At 72.5% G+C, this 24,370-nt stretch carries 26 protein-coding genes and 1 riboswitch; of the genes, 18 read left to right on the top strand and 8 right to left on the bottom strand.

What is annotated here, in order from left to right; genetic code table 11:
- Nucleotides 1–12 precede the first annotated feature (12 nt).
- Nucleotides 13–735, bottom strand: coding sequence for an RDD family protein (locus tag ACGFMM_RS12460; protein WP_393645788.1), 723 nt, complete (start codon nucleotides 733–735; stop codon nucleotides 13–15).
- Nucleotides 736–994: 259 nt separating this feature from the next.
- On the opposite strand from ACGFMM_RS12460, the gene ACGFMM_RS12455 reads away from it, so the two are divergent.
- The 6 genes from ACGFMM_RS12455 (at nucleotide 995) to ACGFMM_RS12430 (ending at nucleotide 5,116) form a co-directional block, all read left to right on the top strand.
- Nucleotides 995–1,861, top strand: a complete 867-nt coding sequence (locus ACGFMM_RS12455; RefSeq protein WP_393645787.1) for a bifunctional methylenetetrahydrofolate dehydrogenase/methenyltetrahydrofolate cyclohydrolase — start codon at nucleotides 995–997, stop codon at nucleotides 1,859–1,861.
- Nucleotides 1,862–1,880: 19 nt separating this feature from the next.
- Nucleotides 1,881–2,456: a DUF3017 domain-containing protein gene (locus ACGFMM_RS12450; protein WP_393645786.1), complete on the top strand. Its 576-nt coding sequence runs from the start codon at nucleotides 1,881–1,883 to the stop codon at nucleotides 2,454–2,456.
- 169 nt (nucleotides 2,457–2,625) lie between these two features.
- Nucleotides 2,626–3,018: a helix-turn-helix domain-containing protein gene (locus ACGFMM_RS12445; RefSeq protein ID WP_393645785.1), complete on the top strand. Its 393-nt coding sequence runs from the start codon at nucleotides 2,626–2,628 to the stop codon at nucleotides 3,016–3,018.
- A 231-nt stretch (nucleotides 3,019–3,249) separates the two neighbouring features.
- Nucleotides 3,250–4,239 carry a malate dehydrogenase gene (locus ACGFMM_RS12440; protein WP_393645784.1) on the top strand — a complete coding sequence of 330 codons (990 nt, stop codon included), beginning with the start codon at nucleotides 3,250–3,252 and terminating at the stop codon, nucleotides 4,237–4,239.
- A 131-nt stretch (nucleotides 4,240–4,370) separates the two neighbouring features.
- Nucleotides 4,371–4,616: a helix-turn-helix transcriptional regulator gene (locus tag ACGFMM_RS12435; RefSeq protein ID WP_393645783.1), complete on the top strand. Its 246-nt coding sequence runs from the start codon at nucleotides 4,371–4,373 to the stop codon at nucleotides 4,614–4,616.
- Nucleotides 4,616–5,116: a hypothetical protein gene (locus ACGFMM_RS12430; RefSeq protein ID WP_393645782.1), complete on the top strand. Its 501-nt coding sequence runs from the start codon at nucleotides 4,616–4,618 to the stop codon at nucleotides 5,114–5,116. The genes ACGFMM_RS12435 and ACGFMM_RS12430 overlap by 1 nt, the downstream gene beginning before the upstream one ends.
- Nucleotides 5,117–5,126: 10 nt before the next feature.
- Here the strand turns inward: ACGFMM_RS12430 and ACGFMM_RS12425 are convergent, their stop codons facing one another.
- A complete protein-coding gene (locus ACGFMM_RS12425; protein WP_393645781.1) occupies nucleotides 5,127–5,858 on the bottom strand; it encodes an isocitrate lyase/phosphoenolpyruvate mutase family protein in 732 nt (243 codons plus the stop codon).
- Nucleotides 5,855–6,370: a carboxymuconolactone decarboxylase family protein gene (locus ACGFMM_RS12420; RefSeq protein ID WP_393645780.1), complete on the bottom strand. Its 516-nt coding sequence runs from the start codon at nucleotides 6,368–6,370 to the stop codon at nucleotides 5,855–5,857. Before ACGFMM_RS12420 ends, ACGFMM_RS12425 begins: the two co-directional genes overlap by 4 nt.
- 47 nt (nucleotides 6,371–6,417) lie before the next feature.
- On the opposite strand from ACGFMM_RS12420, the gene ACGFMM_RS12415 reads away from it, so the two are divergent.
- The 3 genes from ACGFMM_RS12415 to ACGFMM_RS12405 all read left to right on the top strand — a co-directional run bounded on the left by ACGFMM_RS12415 (nucleotide 6,418) and on the right by ACGFMM_RS12405 (nucleotide 9,490).
- Nucleotides 6,418–7,839 (top strand): PLP-dependent aminotransferase family protein, encoded by a 1,422-nt coding sequence (locus tag ACGFMM_RS12415; RefSeq protein WP_393645779.1) that lies wholly within the window; start codon nucleotides 6,418–6,420, stop codon nucleotides 7,837–7,839.
- A gap of 170 nt (nucleotides 7,840–8,009) precedes the next feature.
- Nucleotides 8,010–8,291 (top strand): hypothetical protein, encoded by a 282-nt coding sequence (locus ACGFMM_RS12410; RefSeq protein ID WP_393645777.1) that lies wholly within the window; start codon nucleotides 8,010–8,012, stop codon nucleotides 8,289–8,291.
- A gap of 17 nt (nucleotides 8,292–8,308) precedes the next feature.
- A complete protein-coding gene (locus ACGFMM_RS12405; protein ID WP_393645776.1) occupies nucleotides 8,309–9,490 on the top strand; it encodes a glutathionylspermidine synthase family protein in 1,182 nt (393 codons plus the stop codon).
- A 75-nt stretch (nucleotides 9,491–9,565) separates the two neighbouring features.
- Here the strand turns inward: ACGFMM_RS12405 and rocD are convergent, their stop codons facing one another.
- The gene (gene rocD, locus ACGFMM_RS12400) at nucleotides 9,566–10,771 is read right to left on the bottom strand and encodes an ornithine--oxo-acid transaminase (RefSeq protein ID WP_393645775.1); all 1,206 of its coding nucleotides are present in this window, start codon (nucleotides 10,769–10,771) and stop codon (nucleotides 9,566–9,568) included.
- A gap of 107 nt (nucleotides 10,772–10,878) precedes the next feature.
- Nucleotides 10,879–10,968, top strand: a riboswitch (ZMP/ZTP riboswitch).
- A gap of 77 nt (nucleotides 10,969–11,045) precedes the next feature.
- Between rocD and glyA the strand changes: the two genes are divergently transcribed.
- The 3 genes from glyA (at nucleotide 11,046) to ACGFMM_RS12385 (ending at nucleotide 14,092) form a co-directional block, all read left to right on the top strand.
- Entirely contained in the window at nucleotides 11,046–12,317 is a 1,272-nt protein-coding gene (gene glyA, locus ACGFMM_RS12395; RefSeq protein ID WP_393645774.1) for a serine hydroxymethyltransferase, read from the top strand.
- Between the two features lie 84 nt (nucleotides 12,318–12,401).
- A complete protein-coding gene (gene trpS / locus ACGFMM_RS12390; protein WP_393645773.1) occupies nucleotides 12,402–13,415 on the top strand; it encodes a tryptophan--tRNA ligase in 1,014 nt (337 codons plus the stop codon).
- 89 nt (nucleotides 13,416–13,504) lie between these two features.
- On the top strand, nucleotides 13,505–14,092 hold the full coding sequence (locus ACGFMM_RS12385; protein ID WP_393645772.1) for a 2'-5' RNA ligase family protein: 588 nt from the start codon (nucleotides 13,505–13,507) through the stop codon (nucleotides 14,090–14,092).
- A gap of 75 nt (nucleotides 14,093–14,167) precedes the next feature.
- Here ACGFMM_RS12385 and ACGFMM_RS12380 read toward each other — a convergent pair whose 3' ends face one another.
- Both ACGFMM_RS12380 and ACGFMM_RS12375 read right to left on the bottom strand, forming a co-directional pair.
- Nucleotides 14,168–14,923 carry a decaprenylphospho-beta-D-erythro-pentofuranosid-2-ulose 2-reductase gene (locus ACGFMM_RS12380; RefSeq protein ID WP_393646292.1) on the bottom strand — a complete coding sequence of 252 codons (756 nt, stop codon included), beginning with the start codon at nucleotides 14,921–14,923 and terminating at the stop codon, nucleotides 14,168–14,170.
- 34 nt (nucleotides 14,924–14,957) lie between these two features.
- The gene (locus ACGFMM_RS12375; RefSeq protein WP_393645771.1) at nucleotides 14,958–16,322 is read right to left on the bottom strand and encodes an FAD-binding protein; all 1,365 of its coding nucleotides are present in this window, start codon (nucleotides 16,320–16,322) and stop codon (nucleotides 14,958–14,960) included.
- A 185-nt stretch (nucleotides 16,323–16,507) separates the two neighbouring features.
- Between ACGFMM_RS12375 and ACGFMM_RS12370 the strand changes: the two genes are divergently transcribed.
- From ACGFMM_RS12370 to ACGFMM_RS12360, 3 genes are all read left to right on the top strand, one after another.
- Nucleotides 16,508–17,038 carry a phosphatase PAP2 family protein gene (locus ACGFMM_RS12370; protein ID WP_393645770.1) on the top strand — a complete coding sequence of 177 codons (531 nt, stop codon included), beginning with the start codon at nucleotides 16,508–16,510 and terminating at the stop codon, nucleotides 17,036–17,038.
- The gene (locus tag ACGFMM_RS12365; RefSeq protein WP_393645769.1) at nucleotides 17,031–17,987 is read left to right on the top strand and encodes a decaprenyl-phosphate phosphoribosyltransferase; all 957 of its coding nucleotides are present in this window, start codon (nucleotides 17,031–17,033) and stop codon (nucleotides 17,985–17,987) included. Before ACGFMM_RS12370 ends, ACGFMM_RS12365 begins: the two co-directional genes overlap by 8 nt.
- Nucleotides 17,988–18,063: 76 nt before the next feature.
- Nucleotides 18,064–18,972: a YihY/virulence factor BrkB family protein gene (locus ACGFMM_RS12360; protein WP_393645768.1), complete on the top strand. Its 909-nt coding sequence runs from the start codon at nucleotides 18,064–18,066 to the stop codon at nucleotides 18,970–18,972.
- On the opposite strand, the gene ACGFMM_RS12355 is transcribed toward ACGFMM_RS12360, so the two are convergent.
- Nucleotides 18,899–20,176 carry a D-alanyl-D-alanine carboxypeptidase family protein gene (locus ACGFMM_RS12355; RefSeq protein ID WP_393645767.1) on the bottom strand — a complete coding sequence of 426 codons (1,278 nt, stop codon included), beginning with the start codon at nucleotides 20,174–20,176 and terminating at the stop codon, nucleotides 18,899–18,901. The genes ACGFMM_RS12360 and ACGFMM_RS12355 overlap by 74 nt on opposite strands.
- Nucleotides 20,177–20,285: 109 nt before the next feature.
- On the opposite strand from ACGFMM_RS12355, the gene ACGFMM_RS12350 reads away from it, so the two are divergent.
- From ACGFMM_RS12350 to ACGFMM_RS12340, 3 genes are all read left to right on the top strand, one after another.
- Complete coding sequence (locus ACGFMM_RS12350; protein WP_393645766.1) at nucleotides 20,286–20,531, top strand: SCO4848 family membrane protein; 246 nt, start codon at nucleotides 20,286–20,288, stop codon at nucleotides 20,529–20,531.
- 12 nt (nucleotides 20,532–20,543) lie between these two features.
- Nucleotides 20,544–21,863 carry a metallophosphoesterase gene (locus ACGFMM_RS12345; RefSeq protein ID WP_393645765.1) on the top strand — a complete coding sequence of 440 codons (1,320 nt, stop codon included), beginning with the start codon at nucleotides 20,544–20,546 and terminating at the stop codon, nucleotides 21,861–21,863.
- A gap of 191 nt (nucleotides 21,864–22,054) precedes the next feature.
- Entirely contained in the window at nucleotides 22,055–23,608 is a 1,554-nt protein-coding gene (locus ACGFMM_RS12340; RefSeq protein ID WP_393645764.1) for an ABC transporter substrate-binding protein, read from the top strand.
- Here ACGFMM_RS12340 and ACGFMM_RS12335 read toward each other — a convergent pair.
- Nucleotides 23,605–24,366 carry a TetR/AcrR family transcriptional regulator gene (locus ACGFMM_RS12335; RefSeq protein WP_393645762.1) on the bottom strand — a complete coding sequence of 254 codons (762 nt, stop codon included), beginning with the start codon at nucleotides 24,364–24,366 and terminating at the stop codon, nucleotides 23,605–23,607. The genes ACGFMM_RS12340 and ACGFMM_RS12335 overlap by 4 nt on opposite strands.
- Nucleotides 24,367–24,370 lie beyond the last annotated feature (4 nt).

The following is a 24,370-nucleotide window of genomic DNA, read 5'->3' as shown; positions in this document are numbered from 1 at the left end:
CGTGACGCGGTGTTACTTCTTGATGACCAGCGTGCCGGCGGCACGGTCGTGCCAGCCCTGCAGCTTGCCGGAGTTGTCGAAGAACGGCGAGATGAAGACGAGGATCGCGCCGATGTAGCACAGGAACGCACCGACGATCGGGATGATCCAGCGGATGAAGCCGCCGCCCAGACCCGGCTTCTGACCGGTGTTCTCCTTGATGACGCGCAGGCCGAGGGCCATCTTGCCGAGCGTGGCGCCGACGAACGCGATCATCAGCCACTCGTACAGCATGGTGGCGATGGCGACGATCGCGAGCATGCCGAAGACCGCGGCGATCATGCCGCCGGCCGCCTCGGCCTGCTCGTTCACGCAGGTCTGGTAGTCCGCGGCCATCGGGTCACAGGTCTGGGTGGTCTCGGCGATGCCGACGACGCCGGCGAGACCGATCGCCATCAGGATCCAGACGACGACGGAGATGGCCACACCGTCGATCAGACGCGCACCGAAGCGCGCGCCCATCGTGGCGACCTGGACCGTGCCGAGGGCCGGGACGTTGATGTAGCCGTTGTTGGCCTGCAGCGTGCCCGGCGCCTGCGGGGCGGCGCCGTAGGGCTGCGCCGGCTGCTGCGGGTAGCCGTAGCCCTGCTGGGGCGGCACGCCCGGCTGCTGCGGCTGCTGCGGGTAGCCGTAGCCGGGCTGGCCGCCCTGCTGGGGCTGGTTCCCGTAGGGGTTGTTCGGGTCGCCGAAGCTCATGGTGGGGTCTTTCCTCCGTTGCAGGGGACGACGCGGCCGCCAGGAGGAAACAGCAGAAGTCAAGATGTTGCGGTGTGCCCCCCGGCAGTGCCCGCGGCACTGTTCGGACCCCATCGTCATAAGTGCCGTGTAAGTTTGTCCAGCCGGAATGCAGATGTGTTGCAGGAGTGCAACCGCGAACCCGGTCTTTACGGACGTGACCGACACCTCCCGATGTCCGGATTGGTACATCGGCGGGGTCATCCGGGAGGATGGCGGCATGAGCGCGCAGATCCTCGACGGCAAGGCCACCGCGGCCGAGATCAAGTCCGAGCTGGCCACCCGGGTGGCCGCCCTGAAGGAGCGGGGTTTCACCCCCGGCCTGGGCACGATCCTGGTCGGCGACGATCCGGGCAGCCAGAAGTACGTCGCCGGCAAGCACCGCGACTGCGCGGAGGTCGGCCTCGCGTCCATCCAGCGCGAACTGCCCGCCACCGCCACCCAGGAGGAGATCGAGGCGGTCGTCCGCGAGCTCAACGAGGACCCGGCCTGCACCGGTTACATCGTGCAGCTGCCGCTCCCGAAGGGCATCGACGAGAACCGCGTCCTGGAGCTCATGGACCCGGAGAAGGACGCCGACGGTCTGCACCCGACCAACCTCGGCCGCCTCGTCCTGAACGAGCCGGCGCCGCTGCCCTGCACCCCGAACGGCATCATCCAGCTGCTGCGCCGGCACGGCGTGGAGATCCGCGGCGCCGAGGTCGTGGTCGTAGGCCGCGGCGTCACCATCGGCCGCCCGATGCCGCTGCTGCTCACCCGCCGCTCGGAGAACGCGACCGTGACGCAGTGCCACACCGGGACGAAGGACCTGGCCGCGCACCTGCGCCGGGCGGACATCATCGTCGCCGCCGCGGGCGTACCGCACCTGATCAAGCCGGAGGACGTGAAGCCGGGCGCGGCCGTCCTGGACGTCGGCGTCTCGCGCAACGGCGAGGGCAAGATCGTCGGCGACGTGGACCCGGGCGTGTCCGAGGTCGCCGGCTGGATCTCCCCGAACCCGGGCGGCGTCGGCCCGATGACGCGGGCGCTGCTGCTCGTGAACGTGGTCGAGGCGGCGGAGCGCGCGGCCGCGGCCGCGGCGCACTGACATGAAGGGCGCGACCCCGATGCCGACGGATCCGGAGCCGGAGACCGGGAAGGCGCCGGAGACCGAGGCGGCGGCGACCGACGCGACCGAGGCGACCGACGCCGGGAAGGCTCCGGCGGCCGAGCGCACGGCGGAGGCACAGCCGGACGCGGCCGAGGCCGCCGCCGGCGACGCCGATGCCCCCGTCACCGCCGCGCACCGCTCGCGGCGGCCGCCGTCCGTCACCAGGGACACCGCGCGTCCCGAGGGCGGCGGCCGTGCCGCCCCCGGCGACGCGTCGGCGCCCGCCCGGCAGTGGCCGCTTCTGACCGTGCTGGGGCTCGCCGCGCTCGGGCTGCTGATCGTCGGCACGGACCTGTTCGCGCAGTCGTTCCGGGTCGGCTCGATGCTGGTCGGCGTGGCCCTGCTCACCGGGGCCGTACTACGCCGGATCCTGCCGTCCGTCGGCATGCTGGCGGTCCGCTCCCGGTTCACGGACATGGTCACGTACGGGGTCATGGGCACGCTCATCGTGCTGCTCGCGCTCATGGTGCAGCCGGACCCGTGGCTGAAGATCCCGTTCCTGGAGGACGCCCTCCATCTGACGATCACCTGAGCGCCTCGCACACGGAACGGCGCCCGTCCTCTCCCCCGAGGGAGGACGGGCGCCGTCTGCGATCCAGGGTCATGTACGCGCCAATGGCCGATCAAGGTCTGTAGCGCGCTGTGGCACGGAAGTGACCATTCCGGTACGTCGTCCGCGCCGGCCTGCCATCCTGTCGCCCATGGACCCGCGGATCAGGGAGTTCACCGCTCTGCTGGGCCGGCTCGTGGACCGCAGCGGGCTGAGCCTCGACACGGTCGCGGACCGCACCGGCCACGACAGGGCCGCATGGGAGCGGTACGTGGACGGGCGGGCCCACCCGCCCCGCGCCGCGGTCCTCGCCCTCGCCGAGGCCGCCGGGGCGGACACCGGCCGGCTCCTGACCCTGTGGCAGCGGGCCGGTGAGGCGCCGTACGGCGAGCCGACGGCGGCGCCCAACCGTCCGGGGCCGTCCCGGGCCCGGACGGCCTCCCCCGCGGCCCGTCATCACCTCCTCGTCCTCCTCGCCGGCGTCGTGGGCGCGCTGCTCGTCGTCACCGCCGTCGTCCTCCTCGCCGATCTCGGCGGAGGGTGACGCCGCGGCGTCCCGTGCGCGCCGGCGCTCGGCGCGGCCGCCACGGACGGGTGGCAGTGAGCCGCACCACAAGGGTGAGGGGGGTTGAGCGCGCCGGGGTCCGATAGCCTGACCGCTGGATATCTCTTCACGTCGAGACACCGATCGCTCGTGTGATCGATCGTCGATCAGGGGAGGCATCCAGGATCAGGGGCAGGGACCCCCACCGCCAGCTGTCTTACGGAGATCGCCATGACCCGCACTCCCGTGAATGTCACCGTGACCGGCGCCGCCGGTCAGATCGGCTACGCGCTGCTCTTCCGCATCGCCTCGGGCCACCTGCTCGGCGCGGACGTGCCGGTCAAGCTGCGCCTCCTCGAGATCCCGCAGGGCGTCAAGGCCGCCGAGGGCACCGCCATGGAGCTCGACGACTGCGCCTTCCCGCTGCTCAAGGGCATCGACATCTTCGACGACCCGAACAAGGGCTTCGAGGGCGCCAACGTGGCCCTGCTCGTGGGCGCCCGCCCGCGCACCAAGGGCATGGAGCGCGGCGACCTGCTCGCCGCCAACGGCGGCATCTTCAAGCCGCAGGGCCAGGCCATCAACGCCCACGCCGCGGACGACATCAAGGTCCTGGTCGTCGGCAACCCGGCCAACACCAACGCGCTGATCGCCCAGCAGTCCGCCCCGGACGTCCCGGCCGAGCGCTTCACCGCGATGACCCGCCTGGACCACAACCGCGCGCTGACGCAGCTGGCCCAGAAGACCGGCGCCTCGGTCGAGGACATCAAGCGCCTCACCATCTGGGGCAACCACTCGGCCACCCAGTACCCGGACATCTTCCACGCGGAGATCGCCGGCAAGAACGCCGCCGAGGTCGTGGGCGACGAGGCGTGGCTGGCCGACGACTTCATCCCGACCGTCGCCAAGCGCGGCGCCGCGATCATCGAGGCCCGTGGCGCGTCCTCCGCCGCCTCGGCCGCGAACGCCGCCATCGACCACGTCCACACCTGGGTCAACGGCACCGCCGAGGGCAACTGGACCTCCATGGGCATCCCGTCGGACGGCTCCTACGGCGTCCCGGAGGGCCTGATCTCCTCCTTCCCGGTCACCTGCAAGGACGGCAAGTACGAGATCGTCCAGGGCCTGGACATCAACGCCTTCTCCCGCGCCCGCATCGACGCCTCGGTGAAGGAGCTCACCGAGGAGCGCGACGCGGTCCGCGGGCTGGGCCTCATCTGAGCCACGCCACCCGCAGGCGCCTGCCTCTGACGTAACACCGCACCCCCGGCCGGTACTTCGGCCGGGGGTGCGGTGTTTTTTCATGGCCGCAGGAGTTGTGGATCTACTCTCGGATGTAGTACTTCTTATACATGAGCGAGCAGGTGCACAACAGGCTCTCGGCCGTCAGGGCCGAGCGGAAGGTGTCGCGGCAGGCACTCGCCGAGGCAGTGGGCGTCCACTACCAGACCATCGGCTACATCGAGCGCGGCCAGTACAACCCGAGTCTCGACCTGGCCCTGAAAGTGGCCGCCTACTTCGAGCTGCCGGTGGAGGCGCTGTTCTCCCTGGAGCCGTTCCAGCCGCTCTCCGCAGAGGTCTACGGGAGGAAGCAGTGATGACCGACGCCACGCGCTACGACCGGCGCATGTACGCCGTGATGAACGACCGCAGGGCCCAGCCCCTGTACGCCACGGCGGCCCGCCGCCGGGCGGTGGCCGGAGCGCACATCGCGCTGACGCTCGCCGGGCTCGCCGCCGGGGTGTTCTGGCAGGGACTCTGGGGCGGGATCGCCCTCCTCGTCCTGCTGCTGCCGTGGGCGGTGGCCACCGGCGCGATCAACGGGGCCACCCGCGGGCTGTTCGAGCTGCGCGGCCGGATGCTCGACGAGCGGCAGCTCGTGGAGCGGGACCGGGTGCGGTCGATCGCCCACCGCGTCACCGGCGTGCTGCTGGCGGTGGGGGCGATCGCCGCCGTCGTGGTCACCGAGTTCGCCGGGGTACGGCCCGACGGGGCCCTCGTCCCGCTGCTGCTGGCCGCCGTCGCGCTGCACTGGCTGACGCCGCTGTGGGTGGCCATGCTCCGCGTCGCGGACGAGCCCGCCGACGACGACGCCTGACCCCGTCGGGTCATGCCCCGCGCAACTCCTCGGCCAGTTCCCGGACATGGCCGAGGGTGCGCAGCAGCAGCCCGGGCCCGAAGGTGATCCGGCCCGCGCCGAGCCGGCCCAGCTCCGCGAAAGGCGGGGCGCCCGGCCCGGCGTAGTGATTGAGCGGCGGCCCGTCGCCGAGCCCGGCCCGCAGCCCCGGCAGGTCCCGCGGCGGCGCGCCGATCGGGTAGATCCCGTCCGCGCCCGCCGCCGCGTACAGCAGGGCCCGCTCCAGGGCCGCGGCCGCGGGCTCGGGCACACCGCGCAGATAGACGTCGACGCGCGCGTTGACGAAGAGCGCGTCCCCGGCCGCCGCCCGCACCGCCGCCAGCCAGTCGGCGTGCGCGTGCGGGTCGTTCATGGTGCGGCCGTCGGAGTCCTCCAGATTCACGCCGACCGCGCCGGTCTCCAGGACCCGCCCGACGAGTTCCTCCGGGGCCAGCCCGTATCCGCCCTCCATGTCCGCCGTGACCGGGACGGACACCGCGCGGACGATCCGCGCGACCTGGGCGAACATCTCCTCGGCGGGCGTGCTGCCGTCCTCGTACCCCAGCGAGGCGGCGATCCCGGCGCTGGGGGTGGCCAGCGCGGGGAACCCGGCCGCCTCGAAGGCGCGGGCGCTCGCCGCGTCCCACGGGCCGGGCAGTACCAGCGGGTCGCCGGGCGCCCGGTCCCGGTGCAGCGCGCGCAGTGTCCGTGCGGCCTCGCTCACTTCTTGTACGCCCCCGGCGTGTAGTGACCGGGGACCATGCGGGTGGTCACGCCGATGCGGTTCCAGGCGTTGATGGCGACGATCGCGGCGATCACGCGGGCCAGCTCGTCCTCCTCGAAGTGCTTCGCCGCCCGCTCGTACACGTCGTCCGGGACGAAGCCGTCGGTGAGGACGGTGACGGCCTCGGTCAGTTCGAGGGCGGCGGCCTCCTTCTCGGTGTAGAAGTGCCGCGACTCCTCCCAGGCGGTCAGCTGCACGATCCGCTCGACCGACTCGCCCTCCGCGAGCGCGTCCTTGGCGTGCATGTCGAGGCAGAAGGCGCAGTGGTTGACCTGCGAGGCCCGGATCTTGATCAGGTGGTAGAGCGTGGGGTCGACGTCCTTCGCGGCGGCCGCCTCCAGCCGCAGCATCGCCCGGTAGAACTCCGGGTGCCGCGCGGCGAGGTCGAGCCGGGGGGTGTGCTCGTGGGCGTACGGGGCGGGCTCCGCGCCCGGGGTGTTCGTGTGCGTCATGGTTCTCACCGTACGAGCCCTGTGGCACAGCGGTATGGTCCATTCTCATGGCGAACGAGTGGGCCACTTTCGGGGCCGACCTGCACCTGGACCTGGGCGGTGCGGCCGGGCTGCGCACCGGCCTGATGGACGCGCTGCGCGAGGCGGTGCGCTCCGGCCGGCTGACGCCGGGTACCCGGCTGCCGTCCTCGCGGCAGCTCGCGGCGGACCTCGGGGTCGCCCGGAACACCGTCGCCGACGCCTACGCCGACCTGGTCGCCGAGGGCTGGCTGACCGCCCGTCAGGGCTCCGGCACGCGGGTCGCACAGCGGGCCGAGCCCCGCCGAGGCCCGGCGGCCGCGGCGGCTTCCGGCGCGCCGCGGCGCCGGGCGCAGGGCGGGCCGCGGCACGATCTCAAGCCCGGCACGCCCGACCTGGCGTCGTTCCCGCGCGCCGAGTGGCTGAAGGCGGCCCGCCGGGCGCTGACCGCCGCGCCCAACGAGGCCTTCGGGTACGGCGATCCGCGCGGCCGGATCGAACTGCGCACCGCCCTCGCCGGGTACCTGGCGCGGGCCCGCGGCGTGTACGCGAGCCCGGAGCGGATCGTGATCTGTTCCGGTTTCGCGCACGGCCTGATGCTGATGGGCCGGGTGCTGCGGGCGCACCGGGTGCGGGAGGTGGCGGTCGAGTCGTACGGGCTCGACGTGCACCGGGACCTGCTGGCCGGGGCCGGCCTGCGGCTGCCGCCCCTGGGCTGCGACGAACGGGGCACCCGCACCGAGGAGTTGGCCGCGCTCAAGGGCGCCGGCGCGGTGCTGATGACCCCGGCGCACCAGTTCCCGCTCGGCGGGGCGCTGCCCCCGGACCGGCGGGCGGCGGCGGTCGACTGGGCGCGGACCACCGGCGGGCTCGTCCTGGAGGACGACTACGACGGGGAGTTCCGCTACGACCGGCAGCAGGTGGGCGCGTTGCAGGGCCTGGACCCGGAGCGGGTGGTCTATCTGGGCACCGCGAGCAAGTCGCTGGCGCCGGCGCTGCGGCTCGGGTGGATGGTGCTGCCGCCGGCGCTGGTCGACGAGGTCGCGGCGGCGAAGGGGCACGTGGACGTGCTCTGCGGGGCGCTCGACCAGCTGACGTTCGCGGACCTCCTGGAGTCCGGGGCGTACGACCGGCACGTACGGGCGATGCGGGTGCGCTACCGGCGGCGGCGCGACCAGCTGGTGGCGGCGCTGGCGGAGCGGGCGCCGGGCATGGAGGTGAGCGGTATCGCGGCCGGGCTGCACGCGGTGCTGCCGCTGCCGCTCGGGACCGAGCAGGCGGTGCTGCGCTCGGCGGCCTGGCACGGCCTGTCCGTGCTCGGCATCGACGCGTTCCGCCACCCCTCGGCGCCGCGCACCCGGGAGGGCCTGGTCGTCGGCTACGGCACCCCGACCGACAGCGCCTGGCCGGGGGCGCTGGAGGCGCTGTGCCGGGTGCTGCCGGGAGAATGAGCCCGGGGCGCGGGCGATTCGCGGGGAACCGGCACCGGCCGTGGAGGAGCCGTGAAGTCGCCGGGGCCGCCGCCTGACGGCCAGGAAGGGGCGTCCTAAACTGTGCGGTCGCGTAGTAAGGCCCAAGGGCCGCGCGCGGCACGACGAAGGACGAACGGGGAGGACGCGTTATGCGCAAGCTGAGGTCGAGCACGGTCATACTCGGCGGGATGGGAGTGCTCGCGGCGACGATCACCGCCTGCTCCAGCGAGCCGGACAAGCGGTGCATGGACCCGGTGAGCCGCAAGCAGCTGCCCAGCTACGAGTGCAAGAGCAGCGGCGGCCACACCACCAGGGGCACCTACTACTACGGCGGCAGCGTCGACAGCGACGGCACGATGAGCGGCGGCAGCACCAACAAGAGCGCCGTGTCCAGCGGCGGCTTCGGCTGCTCCGGCTCCAGCGGCGGCTGAGCGGAACCGGTCACGTCATGCGACGGCACACCATCGAACCCCGCCCCGGCTGGCAGCAGATCGTCGAGGAGCAGGGCGTCGTCTACCCGCTGACCCGCTACCCGGACGGATCGCTTCGGCCGTACTGGGACGAGAGCGCGTACTACTCGTTCACGCTGCCCGAGGTCGAGGCGCTGGAGGAGGTCGTGGAGGAACTGCACGCCATGAGCCTCGCCGCGGCCGAGCACATCGTGGCGCAGGACCGTTTCGCCGATCTGGGCATCACCGACCCCCAGGTTGTCGAGCGGGTCGCCGAGTCCTGGCGGCGGCGGGCCGAACTGCCGTCCCTGTACGGCCGGTTCGACCTGCACTACGACGGGACCGGCCCGGCGAAGCTGCTGGAGTACAACGCCGACACCCCGACCTCCCTCGTCGAGGCCGCCAGCCCCCAGTGGTTCTGGATGGAGGAGCTGTTCCCCGGCGCCGACCAGTGGAACTCGCTCCACGAGCGCCTGGTCGACGCCTGGAAGGCGCAGGCGCACCTGCTGCCGCCCGGCCCGGTGCACTTCGTGCACTCGGACGGCGACGAGCTCGGCGAGGACCTGATGACGGTCGCGTATCTGCGCGAGACCGCCGAGCAGGCCGGGCTCGACACCGAGGCGCTGTCCGTCGAACGGATCGGCTGGGACCGGCTGTCCGGGCGGTTCGTGGATGATCGGCTGAAGTTTATTCGGAGCTGCTTCAAGCTCTACCCGTGGGAGTGGTTGACCACGGACCGCTTCGGCCCGCACGTCCTGGACACCCTCGACAACGGCGGCGGCTCCGGCTCCACCTGCTGGATCGAGCCGGCCTGGAAGATGCTGCTCTCCAACAAGGCGCTCCTTGCGATCCTCTGGGAGCTGTACCCCGGCCACCCGAACCTGCTGCCCGCGTACGTCGACGGCCCGCGCGAGCTGGCCACCACCACCGGCTGGGCGGCGAAGCCGCTGCTCGGCCGCGAGGGCGCCGGCGTCACCCTGCACGAGGCGGGCGAGTCCCCGGCCCTGCGCGACGAACCCTGCTGCTACCAGCAGTTGGCCCCGCTGCCGGACTTCGACGGCAACCGGGTGGTGCTCGGCGCGTGGGTCGTCCGGGACGAGGCGGCCGGGCTCGGCATCCGCGAGTCGGCGGGCCTGGTCACCGACGGCTACGCCCGCTTCCTGCCGCACGTGATCCTCTAGACACGGCACAGGACGGCACAGCACGGCACAGCACCGTGCCCGGGGCCGTACGCCCCGGGCACGGCGCCGCCGCCGTCAGTCCGACAGGACCGCCCGCAGCTGCTCCAGACCCCAGTCCAGGTCCTCCTTGGAAATCACCAGCGGCGGGGCGATCCGGATCGTCGAGCCGTGGGTGTCCTTCACCAGGACCCCGCGCTCCATCAGCTTCTCCGAGATCTCCCGGCCGGTGCCGCGCGCCGGCGCGATGTCCACGCCCGCCCACAGCCCGCGGCCCCGCACGGCCTCCACCGCGCCCCCGCCGACCAGCAGGTTCAGCTCGGCGTGCAGATGCTCGCCCAGCTCCGCCGCGCGCTGCTGGTACTCGCCGCTGCGCAGCATCGCGATCACCTCCAGGGCCACCGCGCAGGCCAGCGGGTTCCCGCCGAAGGTCGAGCCGTGCTCGCCGGGCCTGAACACCCCGAGCACGTCCCGGTCCGCGACCACCGCCGACACCGGCACCACGCCGCCGCCCAGCGCCTTGCCGAGGATGTACACGTCCGGCACGACGCCCTCGTGCTCGCAGGCGAACGTCCGGCCCGTACGGCCCAGACCCGACTGGATCTCGTCCGCCATGAACAGCACGTTCTTGCGCCGGGTCAGCTCCCGGACGCCCTGCAGATAGCCGGCCGGCGGCACCAGCACCCCGGCCTCGCCCTGGATCGGCTCCAGGAGCACGGCGACCGTGTGGGCGGTGACCGCGTTCTCCATCGCCGTCAGGTCGCCGTACGGGACGATCTCGAAGCCCGGCGTGTACGGGCCGTAGTGGTCGCGGGCCTCGTGGTCCGTGGAGAAGCTGACGATGGTCGTCGTCCGGCCGTGGAAGTTGTTGGCCGCGACCACGATCTTCGCGTGCCCGTCGGGCACGCCCTTCACCTCGTAGCCCCACTTCCGGGCGGTCTTCACGGCGGTCTCGACCGCCTCCGCGCCGGTGTTCATCGGCAGCACCATGTCCTTGCCGCACAGCTCCGCGAGCTGCCCGCAGAACTCGGCGAACCGGTCGTGGTGGAACGCCCGCGAGGTGAGTGTCACCCGCTCCAGCTGCGCCCGGGCCGCGTCGAGCAGCCGGCGGTTGCCGTGCCCGAAGTTCAGCGCCGAGTAGCCGGCCAGCATGTCGAGGTAGCGGCGCCCCTCGACGTCCGTGAGCCAGGCGCCTTCGGCTGAGGCGACGACCACGGGCAGCGGATGGTAGTTGTGCGCGCTGTGCGCCTCCGCGGAAGCGATCGCGTCTTGCGTTCTCGACACGGGGTCTCCGTTCGTTCTGCGGCCAGGGGCGGGTGTGAGCCCTGTTTCTATCGTCGCTCGGATGATGGACGGGGAAACCTCGGTGACGACGCGCCCGCTAGTCTGGAAACACGCACGGCGACTGGCGCACGGGGAAGCGACCCCGGGGGAGCCGTGCGCGGCAACCACACGAGATGCCGCCCGCCTGGGCATCACGGGACCTACGACCGTCCCGTGCGGCGCAGCCCGAGGTACGAGCCGCGCCCCGGGATCCGCCGAACCCCGGAGGCACGCCATGACCGCCGAGCAGCCCCGCCACCCCGCCCTCACCGCCGCCGATCCCGAGCTGGCCGCGCTGGTCCACGCCGAGGAGCAGCTCCAGGCCGACACGCTGCGCCTGATCCCCAGCGAGAACTACGTCTCCCAGGCCGTCCTCGAGGCGTCCGGCACCGTCCTGCAGAACAAGTACAGCGAGGGCTACCCGGGCCGCCGGTACTACGAGGGCCAGCAGAACATCGACCAGGTGGAGAGCCTGGCGATCGAACGCGCGCGGAGCGTCTTCGGCGTCGACCACGCCAACGTGCAGCCGTACTCCGGCTCCCCGGCCAACCTGGCCGTCTACCTCGCCTTCGCCCAGCCCGGCGACACCGTCATGGGCATGGCCCTGCCGATGGGCGGCCACCTCACCCACGGCTGGGGCGTCTCCGCCACCGGCAAGTGGTTCCGCGGCGTGCAGTACGGCGTCCGCCAGGACGACGGGCTGATCGACTTCGACCAGGTGCGCGAGCTGGCCATGAAGGAGCGCCCGAAGGTCATCTTCTGCGGCGGCACGGCGCTGCCCCGCACCATCGACTTCGCGGCCTTCGGCGAGATCGCCCAGGAGGCGGGCGCGGTGCTGGTCGCCGACATCGCCCACATCGCCGGCCTGATCGCGGGCGGCGCCCACCCGTCGCCCGTGCCGTACGCGGACGTGATCTCCACGACCACGCACAAGACCCTGCGCGGTCCGCGCGGCGCGATGCTGATGTGCCGCGAGGAGCACGCCAAGGCCGTCGACAAGGCCGTCTTCCCCGGCCTCCAGGGGGGACCGCACAACCAGACCACGGCCGCGATCGCCGTCGCCCTGAAGGAGGCCGCCCAGCCGTCCTTCCGGACGTACGCCGAGGCCGTCGTCGCCAACGCGAAGGCGCTCGCCGAGGCGCTGCTCGCGCGCGGCTTCGACCTGGTGTCCGGCGGCACGGACAACCATCTGATCCTGATGGACCTCACCCCCAAGGACGTCCCGGGCAAGGTGGCCGCGAAGGCGCTGGACCGCGCGGGCATCGTCGTGAACTACAACACGGTCCCGTACGACCCGCGCAAGCCCTTCGACCCGTCCGGCGTCCGCATCGGCACCCCGTCGCTGACCTCCCGCGGTCTGGGCGTCGAGCACATGGCGCAGGTCGCCGAGTGGATCGACCGCGGCGTCGCGGCGGCCGCGAAGGGCGACGAGGAGGCGCTGGCGGCGATCCGCGCGGAGGTCGCCGAGCTGATGGCCGCGTACCCGGCGCCGGGGCTCCCGGTCTGACGCGGCAGGCGGCCCGGGGCGGGTGCGCAGCCGCCCGTCCCGGGCTTGTCAAGAACGCCGACGGCACCTGAGAGAATGATGAGCATGGCCTCTCCTCGTCCTCGTGTGCTCTCCGGAATCCAGCCCACCGCAGGCTCGTTCCACCTCGGCAACTACCTCGGCGCGGTCCGTCAGTGGGTCGCCCTGCAGGAGACCCACGACGCGTTCTACATGGTCGTCGACCTGCACGCGATCACCGTGCCGCAGGACCCGGCCGAGCTGCGGGCCAACACCCGGCTGGCCGTGGCCCAGCTCCTCGCCGCCGGCCTGGACCCGGAGCGCTGCACCCTCTTCGTCCAGAGCCATGTGCCCGAGCACGCGCAGCTCGGCTGGGTGATGAACTGCCTCACCGGCTTCGGCGAGGCCTCGCGGATGACCCAGTTCAAGGACAAGTCGTCCAAGCAGGGCGCGGACCGGGCCACCGTCGGCCTGTTCACGTACCCGATCCTCCAGGTCGCCGACATCCTCCTCTACCAGGCCGACCAGGTCCCGGTCGGCGAGGACCAGCGCCAGCACATCGAGCTGACCCGTGACCTCGCGGAGCGCTTCAACGGCCGCTTCGGGGACACGTTCACGATCCCGGCGCCGTACATCCTCAAGGAGACCGGGAAGATCTACGACCTCCAGGACCCGTCGATCAAGATGAGCAAGTCGGCGTCCACGCCGAAGGGTCTGATCAACCTGCTCGACGAGCCGAAGACCACCGCGAAGAAGGTCAAGAGCGCCGTCACCGACACCGACACCGTGATCCGCTTCGACATGGAGAACAAGCCGGGCGTCTCCAACCTGCTCTCCATCCTGTCCACCCTCACCGGCACCAGCGTCGCCGACCTGGAGACGAGCTACGAGGGCAAGATGTACGGCGCGCTGAAGACCGACCTCGCCGAGGTGATGGTGGACTTCGTCACTCCGTTCCGGACCCGGACCCAGGAATACCTGGACGACCCGGAGACGCTGGACTCTGTCCTGGCCAAGGGCGCGGAGAAGGCCCGGGCGGTCGCCGCGGAGACCCTGGCGCAGACCTACGAGCGGGTGGGCTTCCTGCCCGCCAAGCACTGAGTCCAAGGACCCTGGCCTTGAGGGCGGTGCAGGCCGCACACTGGCGCTGCACCACCCGCCCGAACCATCACTCGACGGAGGAGAACGACGTGGGGACCGTAACGCTCGGCGTTTCGATCGCGGTCCCGGAGCCCTACGGCAGCCTGCTCCAGGAGCGGCGCGCGGGCTTCGGGGATCCCGCCGCGCACGGCATCCCCACGCACGTCACCCTCGTCCCGCCGACCGAGGCGGCCGTCGAGCGGCTGCCGGAGATCGAGGCGCACCTCGCCCGGGTGGCCGCCGCCGGCCTGCCGTTCCCGATGCGGCTCGCGGGCACCGGAACGTTCCGCCCGCTCTCCCCGGTCGTGTACGTCACGCTGGCCGAGGGCGCGCCGGAGTGCACCCGGCTCCAGCAGCTGCTGCGCGACGAGACCGGGCCGCTGGTGCGCGAGCTGCAGTTCCCGTACCACCCGCACGTCACCGTCGCGCACGGCATCGCGGACGAGGCGATGGACCGCGCCTACGAGGAGCTGGCCGGCTTCGAGGCGGCCTGGACCTGCCGGTCCTTCGCGCTCTACGAGCAGGGCGCGGACGCGGTGTGGCGCAAGCTGCGCGCGTACGAGTTCGGCGGGTCCACGCTGCCGGAGATCCCGGCCCAGAGCACCCCGGTCGACGCCCCGGCCCCGACCCAGGCGTAGGCCCCCGGGCCTGGGCCCCCAGGCAGGCGCCCGGCGGCGTCCCTGGGCCCCGGCGACGTCCCTGGGCCCCGGGCCTCACACCGGCAGGCGGCGGAAGAGCGGGCGGGGCAGGTGCCGCAGCGCGGCCATCACCACCCGCAGCGTCCCCGGCACCCACACCGTCTCGGCCCGTCGCCGCAGCCCCAGCTCGATCGCCGTGGCGACCGCCTCCGGGCTCGTCGCCAGCGGCGCCTCGGCGAGTCCGCGGGTCATCTTCGTCCGCACGAACCCGGGGCGGACCACCATCACCTGCACCCCGGTGCCGTGCAGCGCGTCCCCGAGGCCCTGCGCGAAGGCGTCGAGTCCGGCCTTGGACGAGCCGTAGATGAAGTTGGCCCGCCGGGCCCGCTCGCCCGCCACCGACGAGAGCACCACCAGCGAGCCGTGCCCCTGCGCCTGCAGCGCCCGGGCGCACACCAGGCCGGCGGAGACCGCGCCGATGTAGTTGGTCTGCGCGACGCGCACCGCGGCGGCCGGGTCCTCCTCGTCGCGGGCCTGGTCGCCGAGGACGCCGAAGGCGAGCAGCACCATGTCGATGTCGCCCTCGGCGAACAGCTTCCCGAGCCGTTCCTCGTGGGACTCGGTGTCCAGCGCGTCGAACGGGACGGTGTGCACCTGCGCGCCGATCCGGCGCAGCGAGTCCGCGGCGGCCGTGAGGGCGGCGGAGGGCCGGCCGGCCAGCCAGACGGTGCGGGTGCGGCGGGCGACGAGCCGACGGGCGGTGGCGAGCCCGATCTCGGACGTACCGCCGAGGACGAGCAGGGACTGGGGGGCGCCGAAGGCGTCCTTCATGGAGGTCACGCTCCTTCAGGGGCGGTCTCGGCCGTCACAGGCCGAGCCTGCGGGACAGGTCCGAGCGGAAGACACCGTGCGGGTCGAGCCGGGCGCGCAGTGCGCGGAAGTCGGCGAGCCGGGGGTACATCGTCGCCAGCAGCTCGGGCCGCAGCCGGGAGTCCTTCGCCAGGTAGACCCGGCCGCCCGCGCCGGCGACGACCTCGTCCAGCTCGTCGAGGAACGCGCCGAGCCCGCTGAGGCCGGTGGGGATGTCGAGGGCCAGCGTCCAGCCGGGCATCGGGAACGACAGCCAGCCCGGATCGCCTTCGCCGAAGCGCTTGAGGACCGCCAGGAACGAGGGGCAGCCGCGGCGCGCGATCCGCCGCACCACCTGCCGCAGGGCGTCCTCCTGCCCGTGCCCGACGACGAACTGGTACTGGACGAAGCCGCCGCGGCCGTAGATCCGGTTCCAGTGCGGCACCCCGTCCAGCGGGTGGAAGAAGGCCGACAGCCGCTGCAGCCGGCCCACGGAGCGGCGCGGGGCCTTGCGGTACCAGAGCTCGTTGAACAGGCCGACGGCCGTCCGGCCGAGCAGTCCCTCGGGCACGTACGAGGGCGCGGCGGGCAGCGAGCGGGGCCGGAAGGCGCGGGCCGTGCGCCGGGCGCGCAGCGGCAGTGTGTCGTACGGCGCGTGGTCGCCCCGGGTGAGGACGGCCCGGCCGGTCGCGGCGCCGCGCGCGAGCAGGTCGATCCAGGCGACCGAGTAGCGGTGGTGGTGGTCGGTGGCGGTGAGCCGGGCCATCAGGTCGTCGAGGTCGGTGGCCCGCTCGGTGTCCACGGTCATCAGCGAGGTCTCGACCGGCAGCAGTTCGAGCACGGCGGAGAGGATCACGCCGGTCAGGCCCATGCCGCCGGCGGTCGCGTCGAACAGCTCCGTGCCGGGGGCGAGCGTGCGGACCGTGCCGTCGGCGGTGAGCAGCCGCAGCGAGCGGACGTGGCGGGCGAACGAGCCGGAGACATGGTGGTTCTTGCCGTGGATGTCCGCGCCGATCGCCCCGCCGACCGTGACGTACCGGGTCCCGGGGGTGACGGGCACGAACCAGCCGAGCGGCAGCAGCACCTCCATCAGCCGGTGCAGGCTGACGCCCGCGTCGCACTCCACCAGCCCGCGGCCGGCGTCGATGGAGCGGATGCGGTCGAGGCCGGTCATGTCGAGGACGGTGCCGCCGGCGTTCTGCGCGGCGTCGCCGTAGGCGCGGCCGAGGCCGCGGGCGATCGAGCCGCGCGGCCCGCAGGCGCGGACGGAGGCGGCGGCCTCCTCGTACGAGCGGGGCCGGACCACGCACGCGAGGGTGGGGGCGGTGCGGCCCCAGCCGGTCATCGGCACGACGTCGGGGTAGTCGGTCTCCGCGGTCATGGTCGTGACCGTATCGCCCTGCTTGTGCTGTATGCGGGGATTGCGAAGGGGCTCGCGGGGCTCGCCGAAATGGGTGATTAAAGGAGTGTCAGGAAAGATTGCCGTGAACTTCCGCGCTCCCGCGCGTCAGAGTCGCCCCGGGCCGAACGACGAACGGCCGTACGACGACCGGGGAGGCGGAGCGGATGCGATACGGGGACTGCGCCGGCGCGGAACGGCGGCTGCTGGCCGCGCTCCGCGGCTGCGGCCGGCGCCCGGAGGTCGCCGCGGCGGCCCGGCTGCTGTCGTTCGGCGGCGAGCACGCGGCGCTCTGGCTGGCCGCCGGGCTCGTCGGCGCGGCCGCCGACCGCGAGCGGCGCGGCCCGTGGCTGCGCGGCACGGCGCTGATCGGCGCGGCGCACCTGGCGAGCGTCGGCGTGAAGCGAGTGGTGCGCCGGCCCCGCCCCGGGCCCGCGCAGTACGCCCCGCTGGTCCGCACCGCCGGACGGCACTCCTTCCCCAGCTCGCACGCCACCTCGGCGGCCGCGGCCGCCGTCGCCTTCACCGTCCTGCGCCCGGCCGGCCACCGCCTGGCCGTGACCGCCGCGGCCGCGATGTGCGTCTCCCGCCTGGTCGCCGGCGTCCACTACCCGACGGACGTGGCCGCGGGCGCGCTGCTCGGCGCGACGACCGCGGCCCTCGGGCGGGACTGGCTGCGGGGGCCGGACCGTGTCTGAACGCACCGCCGCCGTCCTGGACCGGCCGGCGCCCGCCCCGTCCGCCCCGGCGCGCCGCCGGTCCCTGCTCGCCGTGCCGGCCGGCCTCCTGCGCACCGCCCGGCCCCGCCAGTGGGTCAAGAACGTGCTCGTCGTCGCCGCGCCCGCCGCCGCCGGACGGCTCGCCTCCTGGGAGGCGGCCGGCCGACTGGCCCTGGTCTTCGGCCTGTTCACCGCGGCCGCCGCCGCGGTCTACCTGGTCAACGACGCCCGCGACGCCGACGCCGACCGGGCCCACCCCGTCAAACGGCGGCGCCCCGTCGCCGCCGGCGTCGTCCCCGTCCCCCTCGCCTACACGACCGGCGCCGCGCTCGGACTCGGCTCGGCGCTCACCGCGGCGGCGCTGTGCAACCCGATGACGGCGGCCCTGCTCGTCACGTACCTCGTCATGCAGCTCGCGTACTGCGTACGGCTCAAGCACGTCCTGGTCGTCGACCTCGCGGTGGTCGCCTCCGGCTTCCTGATGCGGGCCATGATCGGCGGGGTGGCCCTCGGCATCCCGCTCTCCCGCTGGTTCCTCATCACCACCGGCTTCGGCGCGCTGTTCATGGTCGCCGCCAAGCGGTACTCCGAGGCCGTCCGGATGGCCGGCGCGCAGGGCGCCACCCGCGCGCTGCTCACCCGGTACACCCCCGGCTACCTGCGGTTCGTCTGGCAGCTCGCGGCCGGCGCGGCGGTCCTCGGCTACTGCCTGTGGGCGCTGGAGAGCGGCGGCGTCGCGGCCGGGACGCTGCTGCCGTGGCGTCAGCTCTCCATGGTCGCCTTCATCCTCGCCGTGCTGCGGTACGCGGTCTTCGCCGACCGCGGGGCCGCGGGCGCGCCGGAGGACGTGGTGCTGCGCGACCGGCCGCTCGCGGTGATCGGGCTGGTGTGGGCGGCGATGTACGCGATGGCGGTCACCGGCCTGTGAGCCGTGAGGGCACCCGGACGCCGGTCTTCGGAGCGGCGGCACGGTCGAGAAGCGGATCGAGGGGTACCGGTATCCCATGGACTGGCTGACCAAGCTCCCCGTCATCGGCCCCGTGGCCGTCCGGCTCATGCGCACCCACGCCTGGCGCTCGTACCAGACGCTCGACGCGGTGCACTGGACCCGGCTGGCCGCCGCGATCACCTTCATCAGCTTTCTCGCGCTCTTCCCGCTGATCACGGTCGCCGCCGCGATCGGCGCGGCGCTGCTGAGCGACGATCAGCTCGCCCGGATCGAGGAGAAGATCGCCGACCAGGTGCCCGGCATCTCCGACCAGCTCGACATCGGCGGACTGGTCGCCAACGCCGGCACCATCGGCCTGGTCGCCGGCGCGGTGCTGCTGGTCGCCGGCATCAGCTGGGTCGGCCAGATGCGGGACTGCCTGCGCACGGTGTGGGGCCTCGACGACGAGGACGACCGGAACCCGTTCGCCCAGAAGGGCATCGACGCGGTGGTGCTGCTCGGCCTCGGACTCGTAGGCGCGGGCTCGCTCGCCGCCTCCTGGCTCGGCTCCACCGCCGTCGGCTGGACCGCCGACCGGATCGGCCTCTCCGAATCCGGCGCGGGCGGGGTGCTCATCCAGCTCGCCGCGGTCCTCGTCGCGATCCTCGCCGACGTCCTCATCCTCTGCTACGTGCTCAGCGTCTTCGCCGGCGTCAGCCCGCCGCGCCGCCGCCTGATCGGCGCGGCCCTCATCGGCGCGATCGGCTTCGAGGCCCTGAAGCTGCTCCTCGGCGGCTATATGCGCGGCGTCGCGGCGAAGTCGATGTACGGCGCCTTCGGCGTACCGATCGCCCTGCTCCTGTGGATCAACTTCACCGCGAAACTCCTCCTGTTCTGCGCCGCCTGGACGGCTACGGGTTCACGTCCGGACCCGGACCCTGAGGACGGCGACGTACCAGGTCGGGCAGGGGCCAGCGGCGGTTGACCAGGAAGGCTGCGCCGGCGAGGAGGACCACGGCGCCGCCTGCGACGGCCAGGGCCGTGGCGATGCCGCCGGACCTGCCCGAGGCGGCGGAGGCCTTCACCGCCCCGCCCGGCTTGTTCTTGCCGGGGCCGGGCGCGGTGCCCGAGGCGGAGGAGTCGGTGCGCGCCGACTTCGGCGGCACCAGCTCGCCGACCGGGGTCACCTTGCCGGCGGCGGCGAAGCCCCAGTCGAACAGCCGCTGGGTCTCCTTGTAGACGGCGTGCGACTCCTTCGACGAGGGGTTCATCACCGTCACGAGCAGCACCTTGCCGTTGCGCTCGGCGACACCGGTGAACGTCGCCCCGGCGTGCGTGGTGTTGCCGTTCTTCACGCCGGCGATGCCCTTGTACGGGGCGATGCCGAAGTCGCCGGTGAGCAGCCGGTTGGTGTTCTGGATCTCGAAGCTCTCGCGCTTCTTGCCCTTCTTCTGCTCGCCGGGGAACTTCGCCCGCACGGTCGCCGCGTACTCCCGGAAGTCGGCCTTCTGCATGCCGCTGCGGGCGATCAGGGTGAGGTCGTACGCGGACGAGACCTGGCCCGGCGCGTCGTAGCCGTCGGGCGAGACCGCGTGCGTGTCCAGCGCCTGCAGTTCGGCGGCGTGCGCGTTCATGTCCTGCACGGTCTTGCCGATGCCGCCGTTCATCTCCGACAGCACGTGCACCGCGTCGTTGCCGGAGCGCAGGAACACGCCCATCCACAGGTCGTGGACGGTGTAGCTCTGCTTCTCCTTGACGCCGACCAGGCTGGAGCCCGAGCCGATGCCGGCCAGCTCCCTCGGATCCACCAGATGCGTCTGCGTCTTCGGGAACTTCGGCAGCACGGTGTCCGCGAACAGCATCTTCAGCGTGGACGCGGGGGCCAGCCGCCAGTGCGCGTTGTGCGAGGCCAGCACGTCACCGGTCTCGGCGTCCGCCACGATCCACGACCGGGCGCTCAGCTCCTTCGGCAGCACCGGCGCCCCGGCGCCCAGCTGCACCTGCGTCCCCGGCCGGCCGAGCTGCGTCCCGCCGACGGTGGACATCACCGCGGGCGGCTTGGGCTGTTTGTCCTCCTTCTTGTCCGGCCCCGGTGCCGCGAGCGCGGGGCCGGCGGCGAGCAGCGGAAGCAGGGCGGCGACGGCGGCGGCCGTGGTGACCGTCAGAGCGGCCTTCTTCGAAGCAGACACGGACCAGAACGTACACGCGGACCTCGCCATTCCGTACCCCACCAGGGCTTTCTGCGGGGCCCGTCCACCCGGACGCGGGCGGCCGGGGGCGTCCGGTGATACTGGGGCCATGAAGCTCAGCCGGTCCGCCTCCTGGTTCCTGCTCGCGTTCGGCGTGTGGAGCTGGTTCATCTGGATCACTTTCGTCAAGAACCTGTGGAACGACGGGAGCGGTCTCGCCTTCGACGACGCGGGCGGGCCGACGGCGTACTTCTGGGTTCATCTGCTGCTTGCCATCACGTCCTTTGTCTTGGGGACGGTGATCGGTGTGATCGGGTTGCGTGGCGTGCGCACCTTGCGCCGCGAACGGGGATAGGGGTTCCGGGTCGTGCTGCTCGTCCTGCTGGTGATGATCGTGGTCGTGGCCCTGCTCGTCGGGGTCCACTGGTATGTGTGGCGACGCCTGGTGCGTGACGTCACGGCGCCCGGTTCGCGGATGCGGCGGGTGGGGACGGCGGCGGCGGTCGTGCTGCCGCTGGGCTCGGTCGCGGCGATGGTCTCGGGGCGCGCGGACGCGCCGTTCTGGTTCCAGCAGACGGTCGCCTGGCCCGGCTTCCTGTGGCTGGCGGTGCTGCTGTACGTGACGCTGGCGCTGCTGGCCGGCGAGCTGGTCCGGCCGCTGCTGCTGCGGGCGCTCGCGAAGCGGGCCGCCGAGGTCCCGGCGCCGGCTCCCGTGCCGGAGGCGGTGCCGGTGACGGTGCCGGAGACGCGTACGGAGGAGGCGCGTACCGCCGCGGATGCGGAGGCGCGTGCAGAGGGCGGCGCCGCCGGGGACGGCGAGTCCGGTGCGCCGGTGTCGTCCGGCGCCCGCGCGACCGGGGACTTCTCCCGTCGGCTCTTCGTCTCCCGTGTCGTCGGCGGCGCCGCGGCCGCCGCGGCCGTGGGGACGGTCGGCTACGGCACGTACGGGGTGCTCCGCGGCCCGCGCGTGAAGCGGGTCACCGTGCCGCTGGCGAAGCTGCCGCGGGCGGTCCACGGGTACCGGATCGCGGTCGTCTCCGACATCCACCTCGGCCCGACGCTCGGCCGCGCGCACGCGCAGCGGATCGTCGACACGATCAACTCCACGCAGCCCGATCTCATCGCCGTGGTCGGCGACCTGGTGGACGGCAGTGTGGCGAACCTCGGCCCGGCGGCCGAGCCGCTGGCGCAGCTCCGGGCCCGGCACGGTTCGTTCTTCGTCACCGGCAACCACGAGTACTTCTCCGGCGCGGACGCCTGGGTGGACCATGTGCGTGAACTGGGCCTGCAGCCGCTGCGGAACGCGCGCGTCGAGATCCCCGGCTTCGACCTGGCGGGTGTCGACGACGTGGCCGGCGAGAACGAGGGCCAGGGCCCGGACTTCGTCCGCGCGCTCGGCGACCGGGACCGCTCGCGGGCCGCGGTGCTGCTGGCGCACCAGCCGGTCGTCATCCACGACGCGGTGAAGCACGGGGTCGACCTCCAGCTGTCGGGTCACACCCACGGCGGCCAGCTCTGGCCGGGCAATCTGCTCGCGGATCTCGCCAACCCGACGCTGGCCGGCCTGGAGCAGTACGGGGACACTCAGCTGTACGTGTCCCGCGGTGCGGGCGCGTGGGGTCCGCCGGTGCGGGTGGGCGCGCCCTCGGACATCACGGTCGTGCAGCTGGCCTCGAAGCAGGCCTGACCTGGCCTGTCGGCCAAGTGACCGTTCAGTACGGTTCGCCCGTTCGATTCTCATATCCCGGACATATGCGTGTGTGGTGAAAGTTTCCTCTTCCGCTTGTGAAACCGGTGTGATGGGATGAGCGGCATCGCGACACTGGCGAGGGGGCCCGTCGCGACAGGGGTGGGCTCGATACTGAAGGAAGCACGACAATGCAGTCGGTCCGTCTGCGGATCCTCATAGCGTGCGGCGTCCTCGTGGTCGCCGGTGTCGGAGGATGGCAGCTGCTGCCCTCCGACGAAGAGAAGAAGGCGCCGATCACCGTCGGCACGACCGACGAGGTGACGTCCCTGGACCCGGCCGGGGCCTACGACGCCGGCTCCTGGGCGATGTACAGCAACGTCTACCAGTCGCTGCTGACCTTCAAGCCGAACTTCACGACGCCCGTGCCGGACGCGGCGCGCAGCTGCAAGTTCATCGGCATGAAGCTCCAGACGTACCAGTGCGACCTCCGGGACGACCTGACGTTCTCCAACGGCCGGAAGATCACCGGCGAGGACGTCAAGTACTCCTTCGAGCGGATGCTGGGCATCAAGACGGACGTCGGCCCGCAGGCGCTGTTCCCGACCCTCAAGTCGGTGGTCGCGGAGGGGCAGACGGTCACCTTCAACCTCTCCAGCCGGGACGCCACGTTCCCGCAGAAGCTGGCGACCGGCGCCGGTTCGATCGTGGACCGCACGCAGTACCCGGTGCGCTCGCTGCGCGCGGGGCTGCGGGTCGAGGGTTCGGGGCCGTACGTGCTGAAGGAGTACCAGCCCGGCGTGAAGGCGGTGCTGGAGCCGAACCCGAAGTACAAGGGCGCGGTCGCCACCACCGGCGGCCCGGTCGTGATCAAGTACTTCAAGGAGTCGGAGCAGCTCGCCGAGGCCTGGAAGAACAAGCAGGTCGACATCACGCACCGGCAGCTGCCGCCGAAGACGGTGTCCACGCTGGACGACTCCAAGGGCGACATCCGGCTCACCGAGGCCGCCAGCCCCGAGATCCGCAACCTCAACTTCAACGTGCGACCGGACTCGCCGATGTCCGACAAGGCGGTCCGGCGGGCCGTCGCGGCGGTCCTCGACCGGCCGAAGATCGTCACGGACGTCTACCACGGCACGGTCGAGCCGCTGTACTCCCTGGTCCCGCAGGGCTTCACCGGCCACAACACGGCGTTCTTCGACGCGTACCCGAAGCCGGACGTGAAGAAGGCGGAGAAGCTGCTGAAGGACGCGGACGTCGAGACGCCCGTGAAGTTCACCCTCGGCTTCCGCAAGGACGCCACGTACGCGGCCGAGGCCGCGGAGTTGAAGCGCCAGCTGGAGCAGAGCGGGCTCTTCGAGGTGAGTGTGGTCCAGGCGGAGTGGCAGGAGTTCCAGAAGGCGTACGCGGCCGGCGCTTACGACGCGTACCCCGTCGGCTGGCTGCCCGACTTCCCGGACTCCGACAGCTTCACCGCGCCGCTCGTCGGCACCGACAACACCCTGCACAACGGCTTCTCCAGCCGCCGCATCGACGAACTGATCTCCTCCACCCAGCAGTACGGCGACCGCGCCCGCGCGGCCGCGGACTTCAAGGCCATCCAGTCGGAGGTCGCGAAGGACGTCCCGCTGATCCCGCTGTGGCAGAAGAAGGACTACGTGCTGTCCACCCAGGCCGTCACCGGCTCCCAGTACCTCTCGGACGGCACGGGCGTCTGGCGCCTGTGGGAACTGAGCTGGATCTAGGGTCTGTCCGGGCCCTGGCCGCTCTTGCGGGCCGAGCGGGTCGGCTTGCCCGAGGCGGCCATGCCGGCGGCCGTCGGCATGAAGTCGGCGAGGAGGTCGTGGGTCTCCTTGACCAGCGGGCGCAGGATCCGGAAGCGGGAGAGGGAGATCGCGCGGGCGGTGACGGGGGCGAGGCGCTCGACCAGGCGGCGGCTGTTCGCGGCGTTCTCCGAGCGGTCGTAGACCCAGAACAGGACGAGCCCCATCTGCTGCAGCCAGAGCAACTGCGGCAGGGCTTCGGCCAGTTCGGGGTCGACCTTCACCGCAGCCCCCGAGATCACCCGGCGGTGCACGTCGATGACGGCCTCGCGGGGGCCCTCGGACTCGGGGGAGAAGGGGCTGAGCGGGCTGTCCGGGTCGGCGGCGTTCTTGAAGAACTGCGCCGCGAACTCGTGATACGGCTCGGCGATGTCGAGCCAGGCGATCAGGACCCCGCGGATCCGCGCCGTGAGGTCCTTCTCCGGGCCGTCCAGAATGCCCCGGACCGCGGCCTGGTGCTCCTCGGCGATCCGGTCGTAGAACCCCTGGACCAGGTGTTCCTTGGACGAGAAGTAGTAGTACGCGTTGCCGACGGAGACGCCCGCCTCCTGGGCGATGGCCCGCATCGTCGTCTTGTCGTAGCCCCGCTCCCTGAACAGCCGCAGCGCGGTCTCCAGGATGAGCGCGCGGGTCTGCTCGCTCTTGGGCGCGGCCTTGGCAGGGGCGTTCTCTTCCGTCACGCCC

The organism is Streptomyces sp. NPDC048604 (assembly GCF_043199435.1).
In the GTDB taxonomy this organism is placed as follows: Bacteria; Actinomycetota; Actinomycetes; order Streptomycetales; family Streptomycetaceae; genus Streptomyces.
This window is presented reverse-complemented; position numbering and strand designations above follow the sequence as displayed.

Coding starts and splice junctions, on each gene's coding strand:
- ACGFMM_RS12460 (WP_393645788.1), bottom strand. CDS start 735: ATGAGCTTCGGCGACCCGAACAACCCCTACGGGAACCAGCCCCAGCAG.
- ACGFMM_RS12415 (WP_393645779.1), top strand. CDS start 6,418: ATGGCGAACGAGTGGGCCACTTTCGGGGCCGACCTGCACCTGGACCTG.
- ACGFMM_RS12450 (WP_393645786.1), top strand. CDS start 1,881: ATGCCGACGGATCCGGAGCCGGAGACCGGGAAGGCGCCGGAGACCGAG.
- ACGFMM_RS12455 (WP_393645787.1), top strand. CDS start 995: ATGAGCGCGCAGATCCTCGACGGCAAGGCCACCGCGGCCGAGATCAAG.
- ACGFMM_RS12405 (WP_393645776.1), top strand. CDS start 8,309: ATGCGACGGCACACCATCGAACCCCGCCCCGGCTGGCAGCAGATCGTC.
- ACGFMM_RS12370 (WP_393645770.1), top strand. CDS start 16,508: ATGCGATACGGGGACTGCGCCGGCGCGGAACGGCGGCTGCTGGCCGCG.
- ACGFMM_RS12350 (WP_393645766.1), top strand. CDS start 20,286: ATGAAGCTCAGCCGGTCCGCCTCCTGGTTCCTGCTCGCGTTCGGCGTG.
- ACGFMM_RS12445 (WP_393645785.1), top strand. CDS start 2,626: ATGGACCCGCGGATCAGGGAGTTCACCGCTCTGCTGGGCCGGCTCGTG.
- ACGFMM_RS12375 (WP_393645771.1), bottom strand. CDS start 16,322: ATGACCGCGGAGACCGACTACCCCGACGTCGTGCCGATGACCGGCTGG.
- ACGFMM_RS12430 (WP_393645782.1), top strand. CDS start 4,616: ATGACCGACGCCACGCGCTACGACCGGCGCATGTACGCCGTGATGAAC.
- ACGFMM_RS12420 (WP_393645780.1), bottom strand. CDS start 6,370: ATGACGCACACGAACACCCCGGGCGCGGAGCCCGCCCCGTACGCCCAC.
- ACGFMM_RS12360 (WP_393645768.1), top strand. CDS start 18,064: ATGGACTGGCTGACCAAGCTCCCCGTCATCGGCCCCGTGGCCGTCCGG.
- trpS (WP_393645773.1), top strand. CDS start 12,402: ATGGCCTCTCCTCGTCCTCGTGTGCTCTCCGGAATCCAGCCCACCGCA.
- ACGFMM_RS12340 (WP_393645764.1), top strand. CDS start 22,055: ATGCAGTCGGTCCGTCTGCGGATCCTCATAGCGTGCGGCGTCCTCGTG.
- ACGFMM_RS12440 (WP_393645784.1), top strand. CDS start 3,250: ATGACCCGCACTCCCGTGAATGTCACCGTGACCGGCGCCGCCGGTCAG.
- ACGFMM_RS12410 (WP_393645777.1), top strand. CDS start 8,010: ATGCGCAAGCTGAGGTCGAGCACGGTCATACTCGGCGGGATGGGAGTG.
- ACGFMM_RS12380 (WP_393646292.1), bottom strand. CDS start 14,923: ATGAAGGACGCCTTCGGCGCCCCCCAGTCCCTGCTCGTCCTCGGCGGT.
- glyA (WP_393645774.1), top strand. CDS start 11,046: ATGACCGCCGAGCAGCCCCGCCACCCCGCCCTCACCGCCGCCGATCCC.
- ACGFMM_RS12435 (WP_393645783.1), top strand. CDS start 4,371: ATGAGCGAGCAGGTGCACAACAGGCTCTCGGCCGTCAGGGCCGAGCGG.